Consider the following 19,924-nt stretch of genomic DNA (forward strand, 5'->3'; position numbering starts at 1 on the left):
AGGGTTTTAGATCATTTCCATGAATGCCGTGATTCTGGTCGCCAGCTGTCCGACGTCAGAATCAGACACATCCGTCTCTACTGCCATATATGGGATTTTAATCGTATCTTTGCAAAGACGCATCATTTTGTCACGCTCAACGGTATAGGGGTGACAGGTCTGGAGGGTAACGTCCAGGACGCCGTCTGCCTGATAGTCCTTTGCCAGCTGTTGGATCAGGTCAAAACGAATGGTATTCGGAGACATGATCGCACATGCGGTATTCTGATAACAGTCGGCAAATGCTTCCAGAACGTCCTCGTTTTCGGTATCAAAGTGACGGATCGCCGACTTTAAAACCTCACAGTTTTCAAAAGCAACTACAACACCGCCGTTTGATTCTATCGTATTTACGATTTTTGAATAAACGCCGCTCATGGGACAGCCGGTAACAAGGATCCGCCTTGCGCTTTTATGTACTGGGCTTTCTTTTGCAAGCAGCTCTTCTCTTGTGCGCTTATTTGCAGCGATACGATCTTTGATATCAGGAAGCATCCGGTGTTCTTCCAAAGCTTTGAAAATCTCTCCGCCCCATGCTGCGGGAGGATTTGATTTCTGGATAGCCATAAGGTTCAGGATACTTTCTCTTTCTGCATTGACAAGCTTTGCGGCCTCGCGGATGGAGGCATCTGTGATATCGATATCAAAGCGCTTTTTTAGCTCTTTGATCAGATATGTTACCTCTGACTTGATCAAAGGTCTGACATATTCTCTGTCAGCGCCCTGTCCTACCTGGTAAAAATAAAGCCGTTTCTGATCGGAAAGAAGTTCATACATCTTCTTCTTTCCATCGCAGGAGGTTTCTGCAAAGATCAGATCTGCTTTGGCAAGAGCAGGATCTTCGCAGACATTGCATACATTTTTTACGATCGGACAGACGTTGCTTATTAGGATTTGCGAAGCGGAATCATTTACGCCATCTACATAAGGAAGCCGGAGAGAGCAGATGCCTGCTGCTTCCAGAATTTCCTGAGGAACGTGTGAGCAAAAAGAGATTGCGGTCTTTTTGCCGGCTGCATGGCAGCTGGAGATCAGATTCTGCAGTTCTTGTTTATTCATGAGCCAGCGCCTCCTTCTTGTTTTCACGGATCATTTCAAGGAAAGCCTCGATACGGGTACGGATCTGAGCCTCATCACCGGGTGTAAAGTCTGTCTGGATATGTAACAGGGGGATTCCCTTGGATTCGCATACACGTCTCAGGTTTTCTGTCTCAACGGCAAACGGATTACAGGAGTGGAGCGTGATACTCACATACCCATCAGCATGCCATTCATCAATGGTATCGGCGACTTGCTCCATGCGTCTTGTGTTGGGAGAGACCACCGCACAGGGAACCTCCAGATATTTTTCTGCAATACGGACAATCGGATCGCGGCTGGTATCTTCATCTACAGTGCGGCGAAGAGAGGAGATCCCGCAGCATCCTTCGTAGCAGACGATAGATGCGCCCAGTTCTTCCATAACATTGATCGTCTTTTCGTTTGTCGCCACATATCCGCCTCCGGAAACGATCAGTCTGGGGCGTGTCGGGTCCGGCTCAACCGGATATTTTCCTTCGTGCCAGTTCTTTTCACATTCTTCGATGATGTTGGATATCTTTTCATATTTGGCTTCATCGTCAAACATAAACTGTAATCCATCGGTAACATCATTCATTGCGACACCGGTGACAGCAGGCGGATCATACTTTCCTAATTCATAAAGATGTGCCTGCTGGGTCCGGAGCTTATTATTCCAGATAATCGATTCGTTCAGCATATCATCCGTGATTGTGATATTGAAATGATCTTCCAAACCTTCTTTAAATTTACGAATCTCAGAAACCCACATTTCCAGAGAACGGTCATAATCAGGAATGTTTGGCAGATGGATCACCTGCATCGGTTTATATTCTCCAAGAAGCTCATACATTTTTTTCTTTCCGTCGCAGGTAGTCTCTCCCACAACAATATCTGAAAAATATGCAAATGGACAGCTGTCCTCCATGACATGTCCAAAGCTTGCCTTAATGAGCGGGCAAAGGTTAGCCGGAAGCCTTGTTTCGGCGGTTTTAATGGGTAAATGGCTGCGCCCGCACAGAGCGACCTGCTTTAAGCCGGCTGCATGGATGATTTCTGCCGGGGTATACTGACAGAACATCCCGCACACCTGTTTCCCCTGGTCTTTTACTTCTTTCATCTTCAGAAAGCCCGCACGGCGGGCGTCTGCAAATTCTTCAAAGTTCTTTGGTAATTCGTTTGGCACGGTTTTCCTCCTCCAATTCAAATAAAATAACTCTTAATAAATAAAATAGCATGCATGGATCATGAAAAGCAATGAAATGGGAGTAATACTTGACAAGTCAATATTTCTCAAATAAAATATTACGTTTTTAAATAATTTAAATACTTTACATTCGTTTTGATGGCAGATAGAATGTAATGCGTGATTAAATTTTAAAACTGTAAATGGACAAACAATACGAAAGGGAACAGAGTGAAAGCTGTAAAATCATTTATGAAAGGCCTTGGAGGCAAAGCCCTTATAGTTGCCCTGATAGTGTTTGCCGGATTTGGAGTTCGACAGAAGCTGGAGCGGACATATGAAGATAACCAGGCCAGAACGGAAGACGGAGAGGTAAACGTATATGAAGATGGCTCAAGAGTTGGACGTGATCTGGATTATGCGGAAAATGTTCCGGAAGATAATAAAATACTGCAGGAGTTTAAAAAGCTGTATCCACAGGCGAAGGTACTGGTGGCCTGTGAGGAGGATCTGACAAACGATGGATGCAGTGATCTGGTTGTGATATTTAATCAGCCGGAAGAAGAGGCGGATCATGAACATGATGCCAGTACACAGCTGGTTGATGGAGGACATATCCGGCTTGTGGTCATGGTGGATTCCGGAGATGGCGAAAACTATGTAGGCTCGGATCCGATCCCGGCCCCGGTAGAAAATCAGAGGATTAAGTTCCAGGACATTGACCAGAAAGATGAGATAGAATTTATCCTTCAGGGACAGAAAGGATCGAATGTAGGATATGGTATCTTCCGGGTGGTAGACGGATCGCCGGTAAATCTTTTTGGGGAAGGAATGGAAGACTGCTGATAGGGCCTTTTGATTAGAGGTTCTAATCCAGGTAAAAAAGAAAGCCGCTGCTTACGATTGTGTATTAAGCAGTGGCTTTTTATATTTCAGGCGGGAGCAACCTGGTGGCCATGCCCCTGTATCCGCCCTTGTTTTTCATATTTGCGCTCTCCACTTTAACAGAACTCTTTCAAAAAGAACTAAAAGAGTATCAATTAAGAACCCGATTACAGCGGCGATGATCATATATGCGATCACGGTTGCTGTTTCAAGGTGTGTCTGAGCTTCCACCATTATGTAACCGAACCCGGCACTTGTCGCAATGAACTCCGCTCATATAACGGACATCCAGCCAAGGCCGATGGCTAGTCTAAGGCCGGTAAGCACGCCTGGAAGTGAGCCGGGGATCACAATGTCTTTGATGATACTGAGCGTGCCTGCACCCATGGATCTTGCCGCATTGTAAAAATCCTTGCTGATATCCTGTACACCGGCGATCGTATTTAGGATGATCGTGAAGACACCGCTGAATGCGATCAAAAAAAGTGTAGGTCCGTCTCCGATACCAAACCATACAATGGCAAGCGGTACCCAGGCCATGATCGGAACCTGTCTCAATGAATTGATAAACGGGGACATCCATTGCAGGAGCCGAGGCGAATATCCCATGATCATTCCAAGTGGGAAACCGATTACGAATGCATAGACCGAACCGGTTATAACGCGGCGCATCGTAATTCCCAGGTTTTCCAGAACGTACATATCTGTAAGTGAGTATACGATCTGATATAGTACATCTTCCAGATACGGGAAAATAAACGGGGAATTTACAGCATGTGCGGCAAAAAACCATATCAGGGCGATGATGATCAGAGAAATAATAGCGCCTATATTGTAATTTTTTCCGCCGAATTTTTTCCAGATCCGTCGGTCCTTATTCTGGGTGGCATGTATCATACGATCCACTTGTTTGTTGTCTCCCAATATTTCACCTCCTTCACGATCATTATAGTCTAAAGCTTGCACAATCAAAAAAAGCATAGCAAAAATTGAACTGTTATAGTAGAAATATTGGATAAAATAATAAAAAAACTGTCGAATATTGCGTTTTTTTATAAAGACAGAAGAGGATAGGAAATAAAGATATAATTATCAATGACTAATTACCGGATAGAAGGCATGATGTATGAAGAGCAGCAAAAAGATTGCAATTTTTATTGTAGGATTTGTTTTTATAGGTCTGTTGGTGTCAGCAGTGTTTCCAAAAGAGAGAGAAAAAAATCCAGAAGCACAGATTCGTATCGGTGCAGGAGACGATGTTTCCGGGATCTTGATGGAGGAAACGGTGGAGAATCTGGGCGAAGAATATGCCATTTATAAAGAACTGGAAAGTACATCTTTTCAGGACTGTTGAAGTAATATTGCTCAGTGGGCACTGAGTGCGGAAGAAATCAATATGGCATTTTACTGCAGTCATGTGGCCAGGCATACGGTGGAAGAAAACGAAAACGTTATGATCTATGGACCGGTTGTCATGAATGCAGAAGTGATTTCTTATAAGGATTCCTGGGAAAATGTGAAAACAGTGGGGATCAGCCAGGGGAGACAGACAGAGAAAACACTGGCAGAACAGAGTTACCCACAGATCCAGGAGTTTCAGGAGGTAACACAGAAAGGGCTCCTCTATACGTTAGAAAACCAGCAGATTGATGCGGTGATCCAGGATTTAACTAAAGCGGCAGACATTCCGGAATATCCGTACAAGCCATTGACAGACGGGGATTATATTTCTTATGTATTGGTCGTAGACAGGGATTTTGTCGAGACAGAAGCGTTCGCTGATTTTGTAGTCAGCTATAACAGAGCAGTAGAAAAATTAAATGATCCGGAATATCTTGCCGAGAAGCTGGGGGTGGAAGAAGATTGGCTGCAGGGAACAGCAGTGGAATTTTTACCGCTACAGGAAGTGGAAAGGTAAAAACTTATTTGTTTTCGGAATAATAATCCGCAATTTTATTTAAAATACCAATATTTCTCTCCTCTGCTTTTGATTTTTTCTGCGGTTTGCTATCATTTATTTATGTTGTTATAAAATATTAATGAACGAAGGAGAAAAGGTTATGAAAAAAAGAGTTGTTGCCGCGTTATTAGTTGCTGCAATGTCGTTTTCTCTCGTCACCGGATGTCATGACAGCAGCTCGGAAACAGCCACCGTAGATGTTGAACAAACAGATTATGATCCGGAGGAAGCTGTTGCTGATTTCGAATTCGGAGAGTTGAATGACACAGAAAAGGATTATGTGGTGGAAATGGGATATTTTAACTGCGATCATATGTGCTGTTCAATTATTGCTGATGAGGCTGGGATTTATGAAGCACTCGGAGTGAATGTGAATATTACAAAGTCGGCAGAAACTGTAAATGCGCTGCTGAGCGGAGCCATGGATGTTGGTTACATTTTTTTCAGTAAAAATCTCATGGCAGAGGATTCCCCGGTATTTCAGGCCTCGGCCAATCATATCGGCGGCTCCAGGTACCTTGTTGTGAACCCGGATGTTATTGACGTAAATGATCCTAAATCTATCGAAGGGAAAACGATTGGATGTCTCACAGAGCCGGAAACAGATTCTGAATGGAGAAAATGGTCTGAGGAATATGGATTCTCATTTCAGTCGGCAGATTATGATCTGGTGACTATGGGACAGCAGGATGCCATGTTTGCACTAAAAGCAGGACAGATTGATGCATTTACTTGCTGTGATCCCTATGCATCAATTGCAGAGTTTGAAGGATTTGGAAAGATCATGGCTATCAGCTGGGGGGCCAACCTGGAAGATGGAGAACTCCTCACGGATGAAAATGCCGGCACCTGCTGTAGTTATGCCATGAGTAAAGAATTCAGAGAAAAGTGTCCAGAGCTGTCTCGCCGTATGATCTACGCCCATATGCTTGCGGTTGAATATTTGTATACTCATCCATACAATGCGGCTATGATGTTTGCAGATGGATTTGATGTGGATCCTTATGTAGGACTTCGTACCGTGTATATGAAGACGGTGGCAGAAGGACGGACGATTACATGGCAGTGGTCTGAGCAGAATATGATAAATGATGAGCAATTTGAAAGACAGTGGACAAATCCGTCTGTACCGGAAGAAGACATTATCAATGCATCGGACGCACAGAGCTCACTTGAACTTTCCGGGCAGATTTTTGAGGATGCCGGAATAAAGGATTTTAATGAATTTATAGCTGAAGAGGTTGATGATATATTCCCATTGGGCATGACGTTTGAAGACTGGTACAATGCAGCGAAGGAAGTTGATGGTATTTCTGATGAGGATGCGGTTGACATCTCTGATACTGCGACACCATACCTGAACGAAAATGTGGAAGAGTAATTAGATAGACGATCAAAAAGCCTGTGGTTTTAGACTTCAGGCTTTTTGTAAGTTTTGAAGAGTATTTAGCCGAAGATAGAAATGTTTAATACCATCATATGGATAATCAATTAGACATGATCCGATCATGATTGCTATAGTAGTTAGTAAGTTTCAGGAATGAAAAGAGGGATACTATGCGACTGGAATATATTGAAAGCTTTATCAGCGTCGTGAATTGTAAAAGCTTTTCCGGGGCCGCAAAACAGACTTTTTTATCTCAGCCAACGATCAGTACACATATTAAGCATCTGGAATCCGAATTGGGTGTTCAGCTTTTGGTACGTTCTACCAAAGATGTAGTGCTTTCAGAAGCGGGGCTGATCTTTTATCCTTATGCTGTTCGGCTTCTGGAGACAGAAAAGGAAGCGCTTGCCCAGCTTGGCAAAAGTGAAAGCAAAGTGCAGGGAACAGTGACGGTGGCGGCTTCATCGGTTCCTTGTAATTATATCCTTCCGCAGTTTCTGAAGTATTCCAGGAAGATATACCCGGATCTGTTGTACAAGCTTTGCGAAGGAGACAGCGATAAGGTTATCCAGTCTGTCTTGCGTTTTGAGGCGGATCTGGGAGTTGGAAGTATTATGAGTACCAATGAAAAATGTATGTGTATTCCGCTGATTCAGGATCGAATCGTCCTGGTCACACCCAATACGGTGGAATACCAGCGGCTTAACGGGAAATTTCCGGTAGAAAGACTAAAAAAAGAAGTCTTTGTGGCGCGTGAATCGGGAAGTGGTACAAAGCTGGCTGCAGAAAGTATTGAGCGGGCGCTGGGACTCCAGGATAAACCGCTGGTTGCTGTTCAGGTAGAATCTTCAGAGATGGTGAAAAGAGGAGTGAAACAGGGGCTGGGTGTTGCCTTTGTCAGCAATTTTGCCGTGGCTGAGGAAGTAGAGCAGGGAAAATTGCTGAAATTTGAATTTCCGGAGGTTAAAACATCCAGGCAGCTTTATCTGATGTATCACAGAGACCGGGTTATGACCCATCCGGTATCCAGTGTCATCAAAGCGTTCAGGCAGTATTGCCAGAATATTACAGATCAGAATAACAGTATAAATTAGTATTGCGATTTTTGATAAAGAGACAAAAAAGACCAGGTTCAGGCTATAATGAACTCTGCATACAGAACATTGAGAAAGAAATGGGTGAAACAGATGGAAAAACCGTGTATCGAATATATCAGCGCCTGCGCATGATGTGAGGTGTTTGGGGACTTGGTTCAAGTCCTTGGGAAGGAATATGAGGGAAAGGTCCATGTGAAGATTTACAGAGCAGGAAAGGACTTTGACTATATTCCGAAATACGGCGCAGTCACAAAAAGTATGCTGGTGATTAATGAAAAGAAAGCAATAACCAAATTGACGAAACCGGCAGTGCGCGCGGCATTTAAGGAGGCGCTGGAGTTATGATCAGCGATTTTGTACAATTTATAATCAGTACACTCCGTTCGGCATGGGACATGCTGAATGGTTCTTCGGGCTGGATGATTTTCAGTTTTATGCTTGCCGGGCTTCTGCATGAATTTATGAAGCCGGAAAAGATTCAGAAAACTGCCATTGGATCCAAAAGAGTCAGCGGCGTGTTCTGGGGGATGCTTTCCGGGAGTCTTGTCCCGATATGTAGCTGCGGAACAATCCCTCTGGGGATCAGTTTGTATTACAGCGGGGCATATCTGGGGCCGACGCTTGCCTTTATGATCAGTAATCCGGTTTTGAACCCGGCTGCGCTGATTCTGTGCGTTGGCTTGTTGGGAAAAGAAATCACGATCATTTACGTGATCACCGGTATCGTAGTACCCATGATCATTGGCGTGATAGCAAATAGATTTGCAGGGGATGAACTGCATATCCGCATGAAGAAAAAGGAAGAAAGGGAGATCTCTCTTGCGGGGGAGGAAGAAGAAACCTCATCTTCTGCGATACAGCTGGAATTCGAAGAACCGGGATTCCTGGATAAGATAAAAGCAGGCCTTCGATGGTCTTTTACAGAGCTTAGTGTAATGGTAAGTAAATATACCGTGACGGGAATGTTGGTTGCCGCACTGCTTTTTAACATTGTCCCGCAGTCCTTTATCCAGGACTATCTGGGGAATCCGGGATATGTGTCCCTATTTGGGATTACGATCGTGGCGGCTCTGATGTATGTGTGCGCAGTAGGGCATATTCCCTTTATTGCTGCACTGGTTGCCAGCGGTGCGGCCCCGGGAGTTGCAATTACATTTCTGATGGCGGGAGCAGGGACAAACATACCAGAGCTTTTGACAATCCATAAGACAATCGGGAAACGTGCCATGTGGATGTATTTTGGAATGGTACTGGTGCTGTCCAATACAGTGGGATATATCACGAACCGGCTTCTGATGCCGGATTGGAAACCGGTGTTGGATTATGATACGGCGCAGCATACGATTTCATATGCAAATCAGATGACCCTTTCCCTGCCGGAGTGGGCCCAGAGTATATGCAGTGCCGTGTTGGTGCTGTATGCAGGGTATGCATTGGTAAAATGGATGAAAAAGGGAACAGTAAGAGAAACGCAGTAGTTTTACATTATTTTTAAAAGAAACAGGAGCCGAATTATATGTCAATTTCAGTACAGAAGATATCAAAAAGCTTTAAAGGGAGAAGAAAGACAGAACCGGAGAACCAGGTATTAAAAGATGTTTCATTTGAGGTGCAGGAAGGAGAGTTCGTATCGCTTCTTGGGCCTTCCGGATGCGGGAAAACTACTACACTTACCATCATTGCCGGTTTTCAGAAGCCAAGCGGCGGAGTTATCAAGGTAAATGGTGAAGAAGTGACAAAGCCAGGACCAGACCGGGCGTTCATGTTCCAGAATTACGCACTGTTTCCATGGATGAAAGTGGGAGAAAATATCGAATATCCTATGAAGAAAATGAAGCTGGATAAAGAAGAAAGAAGAAAACGGCTGAATGACCTTCTGGCTATGGCGCAGTTGACCGAATATGAGAACTATTATATCCATGAAATCTCCGGCGGTATGAAGCAGAGGGTGGCTCTTCTGCGGGCGCTGGCATGTGATCCGAGAATCCTTCTGATGGATGAGCCTTTGGGAGCTGTGGACTTCCAGATGCGTCAGCTTTTGCAGGTGCAGCTGGAAAGTATCCTGCAGCAGAAAAAGGTGACGTCTCTTATGGTCACTCACGATGTGGATGAATCTGTATATTTAAGCGACCGGGTAATCGTGATGTCCAGGGATCATGGGAAGATCATGGAGGATCTGAAGATTGATCTGCCAAGGCCCAGGAACCGTACGGCGCCGAAATATCATGAATATGTGGACGAACTCACAAATATCCTGAAAACTGCATTGAATGGGGCGGTTTATACGCAGGAAGATAAGGATATCATGGAATTTATACATCGGACAGAAGAAATAGAAGAAGGAGTAGCGGAAAGGCTGAAGAAAGGTTAAGGAACAAATGACACAGAATGTGCACCAAAAATTTACGGAGAGAGAAAACCAGCTGAGACTGTATGTGATACAGTTTACCATTGACCGGCAACGGGCGTTTCATCTGGAAAGAGATGAGGAAGAAGCTGTCTGTGCATTGCAGATGAGCCATGAAGAATATGAGAAGATTATCGAACGTTTGATAGAACGGGATGGCATGGTAATCGACGAAGAGAAAAATGTAAATTTTATCTATCCGATTTCTGCACTGGAGACGAGCCATCGGGTTGTGCTGGAAGACGGACGGCAGTTTTTTGCAATGTGTGCTATAGATGCTATTGGATCTGCCTTTACGCTTCATCAGAACACGGAGATTTTTTCAGAATGTGCAGGATGTGGGAAACCAGTGTATGTAAAGATTAAAAGTGGCGAAGTGGAAAGTTACGAACCCAAAACACTTCAGGCATTGACATTCCCTCTTGGCGAGATTTCAAACTGGGCGGGTTCCTGCTGAAACGTAATGAATTTTTTCTGCAGTAGTGCAGAATTTGATCAATATGTTACGGATATGGAGCTGGACCCAGACAAAGTCATCAAAGCAGATATAAAAAGAGCTTTAAAAGAGGCGAAGGCGACATTTGAAGTATAAAAAATTTCAATTATGTAGGAGGTACTGATATGAAAGTAGCTTATTTATTGGAATCGGTGTATGCAAGAGAGATTCTGGAAAACATGATCATTCCTCAGCTGGAGGAGGATCGGCATGGAGCAGAGGTTGCAGGAATGATGTTCTTCTTTGACAATGCCTATATGCTGGTGGAAGGATCTGACATTGCGGCCCGACTTCAAGCACTCAGTGAGAAAACCGGTATGCTTTTGATGGCATGTGACAGATGCTGTTATCAAAGGGATATTGCGGACAAACTGATCGCACCGGCAGGGATTGGCTGCTTCCCAAATGTATATGCGGCATTGGGGCCGGCGGGAGTGGATCAGGTGATCACTCTGTAGGCAGGATCTTTTTGATGGGATGACGGCCATTGACCCGTCTTGTTTCCATTCGATACAGTGAACCATTTAGTGGGGCATCCTTGCAGAATGTAAGGATGCTCTGTTCATCTGTTTCCATAAAACGGAGCGCCAGGCCGCAGCCGCTGCTGATTTCGCGGGGCACCGGCATGATGGTGGAAGAGATCCGGTTCTTTGCATAGGTTTCTGCCTGTATGGCATCAGTAGTGGTATTAAAGGCCATAATATAATAGAAGTCCGGTTTTTTCATTAAAGATTGCTCCTTTCTGTCAGGATGTTTCTCATATCTTCCGGCAGCGGGGCCGTAAAATCCATGACCTCTCCGGTGATCGGATGCGGAAAGGAAAGCCGGAAAGAATGAAGTGCCTGACGGCTAATATACTCCATGTCAGGATTATAAAGGTAGTCTCCCACAAGTGGGAAGCCCAGGTGCTTTAAGTGGATCCGGATCTGATGGGTTCGGCCGGTCTCCAACTGGAGAGACACCAGGCTGTGTCCATTGGCTTCCTGGATCAGGTGGTAATGAGTGACGGCAGGTTCGCCCCGGTCAAAATCCACAACCCGTTCAATGATCGTGCCTTCTTTGCGGGTAAGCGGCGCACTTATAGTTCCGGACTCCGGGGCGATATGTCCCCGGACAACGGCAAGGTATTCCCGGCGGACCTCCTTTTTCTTTGTCATAGTGGAAAGAATGTTTCCGCTGACCAGATGTTTTGCGACGACGGTGAGGCCGGAGGTATCCCGGTCAAGCCGGTTGCAGCACCGGAAAATGAAAGGTTTCCCCTGCTGCTGGTAGTACCAGGCCAGGGCGTTGGCCAGAGAGTTGGTATAGTTGTTCAGGGAAGGATGGATCGGCATCCCGGCGGGCTTGTTGACTACGATCAGATCTTCATCCTCGTAGACGATGGAAAGAGGAGCGCAGACTGGAGGAATATTCCTGGAACTTTCTGTTTCCTGGATCCTGACGAGGAGGCGGTCTCCGGATTTTAATGCCTGCTTCATATAATAATGCACTCCGTTTACCAGGATGCTCTCCGGCATCCGCTTGATAGTGGAAAGATTTTGTGCAGAATATCCCTTGCGGCGGAGAAACTGTTCTACCCGAAGCCCCTCGGAATGGCTGTCAATGTCATAGCTGATGGTGCGATTCATGAAAATACCTCCCTGATGATGTCAGTAAAGCAAGTATAACACAAAACAGACAGAAACATAGCATTTGTCCGTCAAAAGATTTCATAGAATTTTAAGTTGTGCATGCCCTTAAAATGCAGTAGTATGATAGTGGAACGAATACAGGGAAGAAGACAGCAAAGAAGGCAGAAAATGACAGGATTAAGTACACTTTGTTATATCGAAAAAGACGGGAAATACCTGATGCTTCACCGGACGGTGAAAAAGAATGATGTCAACAAGGATAAATGGATCGGAGTGGGCGGACACTTTGAGGCAGATGAAAGCCCGGAAGAGTGCGTGCTCCGCGAGGTGAAGGAGGAGACCGGATATACCCTGACCTCCTACCGATATCGAGGGATCGTGACCTTTGTTTCCGGAAACGGAGTGACAGAATATATGTCGTTGTTTACCGCAGATGGGTTTGAAGGGGAGCCGGTTCCCTGTGATGAGGGGGAATTAGAATGGGTGGATATCGAAAAGGTCTGGAAGCTGAATATCTGGGAAGGGGATAAGATATTCTTCCGACTGCTGGATGAGAACCAGGATTTCTTTTCTTTAAAGCTGGTCTATGACGGGCAGGACAAGCTGGTGGATGCGGCTCTGAACGGGGAATCCATGGAGTTGTTTGATATCCTGAATCCGGACGGGAGCAAAACCGGCATTGTGAGAGAGCGGGGCGTGGCTCACCGGGAAGGCAGCCTTCATGGAACCGTCCATATGTGGATCGTTCGGGAAAATGAAGAAAGCGGATATGACGTGCTGCTTCAGAAAAGAAGCGCCTGTAAAGATTCCAATCCGGGCTGTTATGACATTTCCTCGGCCGGTCATATTATGGCTGGGGACGAGCCTTTGCCGGCAGCCGTGCGCGAAATGGAAGAAGAATTGGGGCTTACGGTGAAGGCAGAAGACCTTACATTTATCGGTGTACATCACGGTGCTTTTGAGGCTGAGTTTTATGGAAAAATGTTCCGGGACAATGAATTAAGTTCGGTCTACCTTTATACAGAGCCTGTTGAGATCAAGGATCTGACTCTCCAGGAATCCGAAGTAGAGGAAGTGATCTGGATGGACTATGAGGAGTGCCGGAAGCAGGTGGAAAGCGGGGAGCTTGCAAACTGTATTTACCTGGATGAGTTCCGGATGGTAGGGGAATACCTGCAAAGCCGGTCCGGGCAGAGGATTGAAAGGTTAACGTAGGGGGAAGCAGGATGTTTCGTCAAAACCGATGGGAAAAAGAATGGACAGCGCTGAAAAAGAAAGAAGCCCGCTATCTGATGCGCCGAAGAGAAGAAAAGACGTCATCGGCCCTTCAGCAGAAGCTGGAGGAAAAGATCCCGGAAAAGCTGGAAGAAACTTTGAATACGGCGTTTATAAAAGCATTTGATCTGGTATTTGAAAAGGGAACCGGACTGATCGAAAAGACTTACAATAAAGACCAGCAGAAGACAGACTACCAGGTCCGGGAATATGCCGCCGGCTTAAAAGAAAGCCGAAAAACAGTGAAAGCCTTTGGCAGACAGTCGCAGGGAACCAGGATGAAAAATCTCATGATCTCCGGCGTGGAAGGCGTAGGGCTTGGACTTCTGGGAATCGGCCTTCCGGATATACCGCTGTTTACTGCGGTTATTTTAAAAAGTGTGTACGAGATTGCATTAAGCTATGGTTTTGAATATGAAAGCGAGAAGGAGCAATGGTTTATCCTGAAAATGATTGAAACAGCTCTTAAAAAAGGAGAGGAGCTGGAGCGAAATAACAGCCTGCTGAATGCATGGATAGACCAGAACGGAATCGGGGAAACTGTAAAGGGACGGAAGGAGCAAAGTAAAGAGACGGCTGCTGCATTGGCAGAGGCGCTTCTGTATATGAAGTTCCTGCAGGGAATCCCGGTGGTAGGGGTTGCCGGCGGTGCGGCCGATACGGTCTATCTCAAAAAAATCACGGATTATGCGGAACTGAAATATAAACGGAGGTTCCTGCGAAAGAAGATATAGAGAGGAGAAATAAAATGGCAGTATTACATTTGACAAAGGAAAATTTTCAGAAGGAGGTTCTGGAGGCAGACGTTCCGGTATTGGTAGACTTCTGGGCAACCTGGTGCGGCCCCTGCCAGATGGTGGGGCCTGTCGTAGAAGAAATTGCTGATGAGGTGACAGATGCAAAGATCTGCAAAGTAGATGTGGATCAGCAGCCGGAGCTGGCAAGACAGTATAAGGTTATGTCAATTCCTACTTTCCTGGTATTCAAAAACGGCGAGATGGTGAAGCGGGATATGGGCTATAAGCCGAAAGACGAGCTGCTGGATTTACTAAAATAGTGCTTTGATTTTTGCGTGCGCTGTGCTATACTAACAGAGATGGGGTATTAGCGCAGTTGGGAGCGCGCCACACTGGCAGTGTGGAGGTCACGGGTTCGAATCCCGTATACTCCATTTTTTTATGAACCGCGTATTTAGGCAAACAGCTGTAAGGCCTATAAATATGCGGTTTTGCTTCTTTGGGCGCTCGGTATCAGCAGTATCGGGCAGTTGACTTTTAAAGCATATTTGCTATAATATACCTAACAAGACAGCCGACAGGTAGGTGCAAGCTACCCGATCCGGCGAATAAACAGTTACATTATGTAAGCCGTCCTATCCGACCAAAGATGCAGGGCGGCTTACTTATTTTTCAAATTCAGAATTGATACGATTAAGTTGGCTACAGCCAGAATGATCATAAATTCTTCATATGTATCCATAAGTATTTCCCCTTTCCGCAAGACTCGGATCGGGAACCAGCACGCCCCTCGGCTGCCTGGGTAGATATATTACTTTGTTACGCCTCGGTAATTTGTCGAAAGGACAAAGAACAAAAAGATAAGACAGTTTAAGATTTACATATTCTGCAAATAATGCAAAAGTCTTGTGAATAAAGAAAAATCGGGGTAACAGGATTCGAACCTGCGACCTCACGGCCCCCAGCCGTGCGCTCTAACCAAACTGAGCCATACCCCGATAACAAATAACATTATACTCGAATTATGTCGGATATTGCAAGTGTTTTTTGTATTTTTATCTATTTTATCCAGTTTCCGGTAAATTTATGATATGATAATTTCAATGGATTAAATATTTTACAGAAAGGGAGTAAAATGCTATGAAAGTAATCGTAATAGGCCCAAAAGGGAAAATGGGGAAATTAATCACCCAGGTGGCGGCCGAAAGAGAGGATTTTGAGCTGACGGCAGGCGTAGGCCCCAAAGGGAGGGACTATATTGGCGCGGATCTGGGGACCGTGGCTATGGTTGGCCGGGAACTGGGAGTTCCGGTAACGGACGACCTGGAATCTGTGATCGATAATTGTGATGTGATCATTGATTTTTCTACCAAAGAAATGGCTATGGACGTGCTGGAACAGGCTGTGGCACATGGAAAGGCTCTGGTCTGCGGTACTACCGGATTTACAGAAGAAGAGATCCAAAAGTTCAAAGAGGCGGCAGAAAAGATTCCTATGCTTTATGCGGCGAATACGTCTAAGATGGTAAATGTCATGAATAAGCTTTTGGAAACTGTAGTATCGATCCTGAAGGACGATGTGGATATTGAGATCCTGGAAATGCATGATCAGTGGAAGAAAGATGTGCCCAGCGGGACCTCGCGGGAAATGGGCGAGATCATGGCCCATGCCATGGGAAAAGAGATTGGCGATATTGCTGTATATGGAAGAGAGAAGGGGGAGTCCCCAAGAGTTCCGGGGACCATTGGCTATCACTCTCTGCGCGCGGGTAATATCCCGAGCAGCCATACGGTATTTTTCGGCGGTATGGGAGAAAGACTGGAGATCACTCATCACTCTTATAACTGGGAGTGCTTCGCCAGAGGAGCCTGTGACTGTGCGGCCTATCTTGCGGACAAGCCGGCCGGGTTCTATACGATCCAGGATGTACTGGGATTTAAGAAGGCAGACTCATAAAAGTCTGCCTTTTAAAATCATATACGTTTATAACAATTCTGTATTCTTTTCATCCATCCGCATCTGTTCCAGGCGCTTGATGCGCTGGTCCAGTCCGTGTTCGGTCAGATAGAGGGAGACACTTTTCGGTACCAGATGTGTCCACTCCTGATCCGTGGCAATGCAGCTTCGGATCCAGGAGGCAGTCACGCCCTTTTCGGCCAGGGTCTTATGCCAGAGAACTTCGATGTTCAGGCCCAGGTCCTTCAGTATCTTATATTTCTCATCGTCCCATTCGTCGCAAAGTCCCATATAATAAGTGGCGTCCTTTGGCACATATTGAAGAAGGTATTCCGGACAGCTGATCGGGAACGGAAGGATATCGTATTCCGTTTCCGGAACCCGGAATTCTGCCATGGCGCCCCGGATCATCTCATAACGCTCAAAGTAAGTCAGCGGGTTGGCTGAACGTTCCGAACGATGGATATCATGGACGGAATCACGGGTGTGGAGACTGTCCGGGTTGGTAATACCGATGTATAATTTCTGACAGCGCATTTTTGCGGCCAGGATATATTCCATATGTTTTAGATGAAGAGGCTGAAATCTTCCGTGTACAACGCCTGTTTTGATCATTCTTTTTCTCCCCTTTTCCATTGTGTAAGCTATTTTTTTTCGATAGGATTAGTATACCCCGATGAAGCTTCCGGATGCAAGAGCCTTTCTCGGAGGAATGAAATCTTTTTTTCGGAGAAAAAAGGAATATTTTGCGCCTGGTTTCCGCTGGATGCCAGGAGATAAAGGGTTCCCTTGCTGATATGACCCCATTTTGCAGGAGGGCTCTGTTCCAGCTGGATATACTGGATATGACGGTAAGCAGTCATCATCAGATGACGGCCGAAATATCCGTTGCAGAGAACAATATAGTCTTTTTGTAAATCTGTTCCGGCCGTGTAATAACGCAGGATCAGGAGGAGCAGCATGAAAAGGACAGCTGCGGCTGCGGCAACCACGCAGAAGAGTGTCCGGACCGGCAGAAATAGTGGAAGGATCCGGCAGGAAGCAAAAGCTGCTGCCGCAAAAAGGAGGGCGGGGATCAGCCACACACTCCAGACACACCGGGGCTGACGGGAAATATCTGCATCCAGGGCTCCGGAAAATTCTGGAAGGAGTTTGAGAAGCCGCTTTCGAAGAATATCCTTTTTGCAATAGAGCACCAGGAAGGAATTGCGTTCTGAAGCTTCATCGCCCATGCCTACATTAATGATCTCGGCCATATAGCGTCCGGTCAGTCTGGCCAGCGGTGACTGGTTAAGCTTCAGGGCCTGGATCTTATCCACCGGGATTGTATAGGAAGACTTTTTGAGCAGTCCGTATTGAATCAGGATCCGGTCTCCGGCACGCGTTGCCCTGAAGTCATAGTATTGGATAAATCCCCGCAGGATGTCCCAGAGTGCGGAAAAAAAGATCCCCAGGACGAGAAGAAGAGAAACCAGAAAGCCGACAGGGCCGTTTCCGCTAAATCCGGTCTGGACAGTGTCAGAAATGGCGCCGATGGTTCCAAGGACGCAGCCGGCCAGTACCAGAACAGAAAGCAGGCTGATGGAAAAAATTCCATGGGCACAGATATCTGTAAGGCCGGCATGGATGTCATACGTATCCGGTCCGGCGGGGCGTAAGTGCTCCGGGCCGTGTTCCCCTTCCGCAGGATCTGTCTGGTCCGGATGAAGGAGGGATAGAAGATAGGAGCGGAACGCTTCAGCATCGGAAGTCTTCAGCACGATCCTGACGTCGGTCTTATCTGCCGTGGACAGGCTGTTGGTGTCAAGCTTCAGCTTGCTGGTGCCGATCAGCATCTCAAAAAGATTCTGCTCGGTATTGATATTGGAAATGTTCCGGACCGCAATGGTGTGGACTTTCCGGTTCAGGGTACGGCGCTCGATAACGAGGGTGCCTTCGGAAACGTAGATCCAGGTTTTTGCCCAGATCAGCAGCTGGTAACCCAGGAAGCAAAGAAAAAGCAGGAGGATTCCCCCGAGGGTCAAAAGGAAGGTGTTTCGGTCCTCCGACAGGCTCCGGGCTTCCTCCAGGAGATCCGGAAGATTCTGCACAAGACTGCCAAAGAAAAGGGCTGCAAGAAAGACCAGCATACGGCCCATGCGCTCTGGTACGATGGATATGTGATTTCGGAATTTAATAGGTGTTTCCATAATCGCTCCTTTGTTCTGTTACGATCTGGTTGATGCGGTGCCTCAGGCTGTCAGCGATTTCCTCTGCTTTTTTCTCGTCCAGGAGACGGATAGCCACATCGCCGCCTGCAGTAGTTACGACTACAGTGGAAACGCCAAAAAACTGATCTATGGGACCTTTTGTGGTCTGCAGCTTGTGGAGCCGTTCGATAGGCACAATGTTTCGTTTGGTAAACAGGTAGCCTTCGTGGATATCGATGCTTTCTTTATCGATCCGGTACCGATAGCGGTGATAGCGGAAATAAGGACTGACCAGCATGTTTATCAGTATCAGAAGGGCAGCGGCAAGAGAGGCCGATTTTGCAATATCAAGATCCTTTGGGAAAAAGATAAAATAGTTGACAGCTCCAAGGATCGCAAGAGTCAGGATACTGCCTGCGGCAGTGGCGACATACATGCATTTGAGAGCCTGTCGCGATAATTTTTCGTAATTCATAACTCCTCCGTTTGTATTAATGATATAATACAATTATATGGATGGCGGAAAGAAATTGCAAGAACATATTTAGAGAAAAGGGATAATAGTTGCAATTTTAACGGATCCATCCTATAATTTTAATCATATCAAGGCCAATAAAACAGTATGAGAAAACAGAGGTATTGCTTATGAAGAAAAGAGTAGTGGTGGCGCTGGGGCACCGGGCGCTTGGAACGACGCTGCCGGAACAGAAGGAAGCAGTGAAGAAGACGGCGAAGGTCATCGCGGATATGGTAGCGGCCGGTTATCAGGCGGCGATCACCCACAGTAACGCGCCGCAGGTAGGGATGATCCATACAGCGATGAATGAATTCGGGAAGGCACATCAGGACTATACGGCGGCGCCTATGTCTGTGTGCTCTGCCATGAGCCAGGGATATATCGGCTATGATTTACAGAACGGGATCAGGGAAGCACTCCTTGATCAGGGCATCTACCGGACGGTAAGCACCATCCTGACACAGGTGGTAGTAGATCCCTATGACGAGGCGTTTTATACGCCTACGAAGGTGCTGGGACGTTACATGAATGCAGAAGAGGCAGGCCAGGAACGGAAAAAAGGGAATTATGTAGTGGAAGAGCCGGGAAAAGGATTCCGGCGGATCGTGTCGGCCCCGAATCCGGGAAAGATTGTTGAAATCGATGCTATCCGGGCGCTTCTTGATGCAGACCAGGTGGTGATTGCCTGCGGAGGCGGAGGAATTCCGGTCCTGCAGCAGGATAATCATCTGAAAGGCGCCAGCGCGGTTATTGAAAAGGATCTTACGGCCGGCAAGCTGGCAGAAGAAGTGGAAGCCGATATGCTGATTATCCTGACCAGCGTGGAGAAGGTGAAGATCAACATGGGAAGACCGGAGGAGGAAGAGCTGGGCGAGATCACGCTGGAGGAAGCAAAGCGGTATATGGAAGAAGGGCATTTTGGTGTTTACAACATGCTGCCGAAGTTCAGAGCGTCTACAGAATTTATCGAAAAGGGTGAAGGAAGGACTGCGCTGATCACATCTTTTGACAAATTGAATGATGCATTAAAGGGCAAGACCGGAACCTGGATTGGCAGGTAAATGTTTAAAAATAAGGCATACAGGGCATACTATCCGAAAAAC

The 19,924-nt window shown here is 46.3% G+C and carries 22 protein-coding genes and 2 tRNA genes; 15 read left to right on the forward strand and 9 right to left on the reverse strand.

Annotation, left to right across the window (positions count from 1 at the left end; all coding sequences use genetic code 11):
* Positions 1–6 precede the first annotated feature (6 nt).
* The gene (locus tag BKD12_RS05630) at positions 7–1,098 is read right to left on the reverse strand and encodes a 2-hydroxyacyl-CoA dehydratase family protein (protein ID WP_070088342.1); all 1,092 of its coding nucleotides are present in this window, start codon (positions 1,096–1,098) and stop codon (positions 7–9) included.
* Positions 1,091–2,284 carry a double-cubane-cluster-containing anaerobic reductase gene (locus BKD12_RS05635; RefSeq protein WP_070088343.1) on the reverse strand — a complete coding sequence of 398 codons (1,194 nt, stop codon included), beginning with the start codon at positions 2,282–2,284 and terminating at the stop codon, positions 1,091–1,093. The genes BKD12_RS05630 and BKD12_RS05635 overlap by 8 nt, the downstream gene beginning before the upstream one ends.
* Positions 2,285–2,515: 231 nt before the next feature.
* On the opposite strand from BKD12_RS05635, the gene saoC reads away from it, so the two are divergent.
* Complete coding sequence (saoC, locus tag BKD12_RS05640; protein WP_094078734.1) at positions 2,516–3,130, forward strand: Cys-Cys-COOH (seleno)protein SaoC; 615 nt, start codon at positions 2,516–2,518, stop codon at positions 3,128–3,130.
* A 135-nt stretch (positions 3,131–3,265) separates the two neighbouring features.
* Here saoC and saoP read toward each other — a convergent pair whose 3' ends face one another.
* On the reverse strand, positions 3,266–4,066 hold the full coding sequence (gene saoP / locus BKD12_RS05650) for an ABC transporter permease subunit SaoP (RefSeq protein ID WP_408606939.1): 801 nt from the start codon (positions 4,064–4,066) through the stop codon (positions 3,266–3,268).
* A 229-nt stretch (positions 4,067–4,295) separates the two neighbouring features.
* Here saoP and saoB point away from each other — a divergent pair, with 229 nt between their 5' ends.
* The 8 genes from saoB to saoD all read left to right on the forward strand — a co-directional run bounded on the left by saoB (position 4,296) and on the right by saoD (position 10,974).
* Entirely contained in the window at positions 4,296–5,087 is a 792-nt protein-coding gene (gene saoB / locus BKD12_RS05655; RefSeq protein ID WP_311144033.1) for an ABC transporter substrate-binding (seleno)protein SaoB, read from the forward strand.
* A gap of 142 nt (positions 5,088–5,229) precedes the next feature.
* Complete coding sequence (gene saoX, locus BKD12_RS05660) at positions 5,230–6,510, forward strand: ABC transporter substrate-binding subunit SaoX (protein ID WP_070088345.1); 1,281 nt, start codon at positions 5,230–5,232, stop codon at positions 6,508–6,510.
* A gap of 176 nt (positions 6,511–6,686) precedes the next feature.
* A complete protein-coding gene (locus BKD12_RS05665) occupies positions 6,687–7,610 on the forward strand; it encodes a selenium metabolism-associated LysR family transcriptional regulator (RefSeq protein ID WP_070088346.1) in 924 nt (307 codons plus the stop codon).
* A 93-nt stretch (positions 7,611–7,703) separates the two neighbouring features.
* Positions 7,704–7,958: a thioredoxin-like (seleno)protein SaoT gene (gene saoT / locus BKD12_RS17390; protein WP_278308588.1), complete on the forward strand. Its 255-nt coding sequence runs from the start codon at positions 7,704–7,706 to the stop codon at positions 7,956–7,958.
* Positions 7,955–9,091 carry an efflux transporter SaoE gene (saoE, locus tag BKD12_RS05675; protein ID WP_070088348.1) on the forward strand — a complete coding sequence of 379 codons (1,137 nt, stop codon included), beginning with the start codon at positions 7,955–7,957 and terminating at the stop codon, positions 9,089–9,091. The genes saoT and saoE overlap by 4 nt, the downstream gene beginning before the upstream one ends.
* 38 nt (positions 9,092–9,129) lie before the next feature.
* Complete coding sequence (gene saoA / locus BKD12_RS05680; protein WP_070088349.1) at positions 9,130–9,984, forward strand: ABC transporter ATP-binding protein SaoA; 855 nt, start codon at positions 9,130–9,132, stop codon at positions 9,982–9,984.
* A gap of 7 nt (positions 9,985–9,991) precedes the next feature.
* Complete coding sequence (gene saoL / locus BKD12_RS05685; RefSeq protein ID WP_242872719.1) at positions 9,992–10,612, forward strand: MerB-like organometallic lyase SaoL; 621 nt, start codon at positions 9,992–9,994, stop codon at positions 10,610–10,612.
* Between the two features lie 29 nt (positions 10,613–10,641).
* Positions 10,642–10,974, forward strand: a complete 333-nt coding sequence (gene saoD / locus BKD12_RS05690) for a DsrE-related protein SaoD (RefSeq protein ID WP_070088351.1) — start codon at positions 10,642–10,644, stop codon at positions 10,972–10,974.
* Here the strand turns inward: saoD and BKD12_RS05695 are convergent.
* Positions 10,964–11,242, reverse strand: coding sequence for a putative Se/S carrier protein (locus BKD12_RS05695; protein WP_070088352.1), 279 nt, complete (start codon positions 11,240–11,242; stop codon positions 10,964–10,966). The two genes, saoD and BKD12_RS05695, sit on opposite strands and share 11 nt — an antisense overlap.
* Positions 11,242–12,144, reverse strand: coding sequence for an RluA family pseudouridine synthase (locus BKD12_RS05700; RefSeq protein ID WP_070088353.1), 903 nt, complete (start codon positions 12,142–12,144; stop codon positions 11,242–11,244). Before BKD12_RS05700 ends, BKD12_RS05695 begins: the two co-directional genes overlap by 1 nt.
* Before the next feature lie 171 nt (positions 12,145–12,315).
* Between BKD12_RS05700 and BKD12_RS16425 the strand changes: the two genes are divergently transcribed.
* From BKD12_RS16425 to BKD12_RS05720, 4 genes are all read left to right on the forward strand, one after another.
* Positions 12,316–13,362, forward strand: a complete 1,047-nt coding sequence (locus BKD12_RS16425) for an NUDIX domain-containing protein (RefSeq protein WP_083262852.1) — start codon at positions 12,316–12,318, stop codon at positions 13,360–13,362.
* A gap of 11 nt (positions 13,363–13,373) precedes the next feature.
* Positions 13,374–14,156, forward strand: a complete 783-nt coding sequence (locus tag BKD12_RS05710; RefSeq protein ID WP_070088354.1) for an EcsC family protein — start codon at positions 13,374–13,376, stop codon at positions 14,154–14,156.
* A 14-nt stretch (positions 14,157–14,170) separates the two neighbouring features.
* Complete coding sequence (trxA, locus tag BKD12_RS05715) at positions 14,171–14,479, forward strand: thioredoxin (RefSeq protein WP_070088355.1); 309 nt, start codon at positions 14,171–14,173, stop codon at positions 14,477–14,479.
* A gap of 41 nt (positions 14,480–14,520) precedes the next feature.
* Positions 14,521–14,593: transfer RNA gene (locus BKD12_RS05720), tRNA-Ala, on the forward strand.
* A gap of 489 nt (positions 14,594–15,082) precedes the next feature.
* Here the strand turns inward: BKD12_RS05720 and BKD12_RS05725 are convergent.
* A tRNA-Pro gene (locus BKD12_RS05725) sits at positions 15,083–15,157 on the reverse strand.
* 142 nt (positions 15,158–15,299) lie between these two features.
* Here BKD12_RS05725 and dapB point away from each other — a divergent pair.
* On the forward strand, positions 15,300–16,115 hold the full coding sequence (dapB, locus tag BKD12_RS05730; protein ID WP_070088356.1) for a 4-hydroxy-tetrahydrodipicolinate reductase: 816 nt from the start codon (positions 15,300–15,302) through the stop codon (positions 16,113–16,115).
* A 27-nt stretch (positions 16,116–16,142) separates the two neighbouring features.
* Here the strand turns inward: dapB and BKD12_RS05735 are convergent, their stop codons facing one another.
* From BKD12_RS05735 to BKD12_RS05745, 3 genes are read right to left on the reverse strand one after another with little or no spacing between them, the layout of a single operon-like run.
* Complete coding sequence (locus tag BKD12_RS05735; RefSeq protein ID WP_070088357.1) at positions 16,143–16,730, reverse strand: nucleotidyl transferase family protein; 588 nt, start codon at positions 16,728–16,730, stop codon at positions 16,143–16,145.
* Between the two features lie 29 nt (positions 16,731–16,759).
* Positions 16,760–18,304, reverse strand: coding sequence for a PH domain-containing protein (locus BKD12_RS05740; RefSeq protein ID WP_070088358.1), 1,545 nt, complete (start codon positions 18,302–18,304; stop codon positions 16,760–16,762).
* Positions 18,288–18,779 carry a PH domain-containing protein gene (locus BKD12_RS05745; protein ID WP_070088359.1) on the reverse strand — a complete coding sequence of 164 codons (492 nt, stop codon included), beginning with the start codon at positions 18,777–18,779 and terminating at the stop codon, positions 18,288–18,290. The genes BKD12_RS05740 and BKD12_RS05745 overlap by 17 nt, the downstream gene beginning before the upstream one ends.
* Positions 18,780–18,949: 170 nt before the next feature.
* Between BKD12_RS05745 and arcC the strand changes: the two genes are divergently transcribed.
* The gene (gene arcC, locus BKD12_RS05750; RefSeq protein ID WP_070088360.1) at positions 18,950–19,882 is read left to right on the forward strand and encodes a carbamate kinase; all 933 of its coding nucleotides are present in this window, start codon (positions 18,950–18,952) and stop codon (positions 19,880–19,882) included.
* Positions 19,883–19,924 lie beyond the last annotated feature (42 nt).

Source organism: Merdimonas faecis (genome assembly GCF_001754075.1).
GTDB classification, from domain to species: domain Bacteria; phylum Bacillota; class Clostridia; order Lachnospirales; family Lachnospiraceae; genus Merdimonas; species Merdimonas faecis.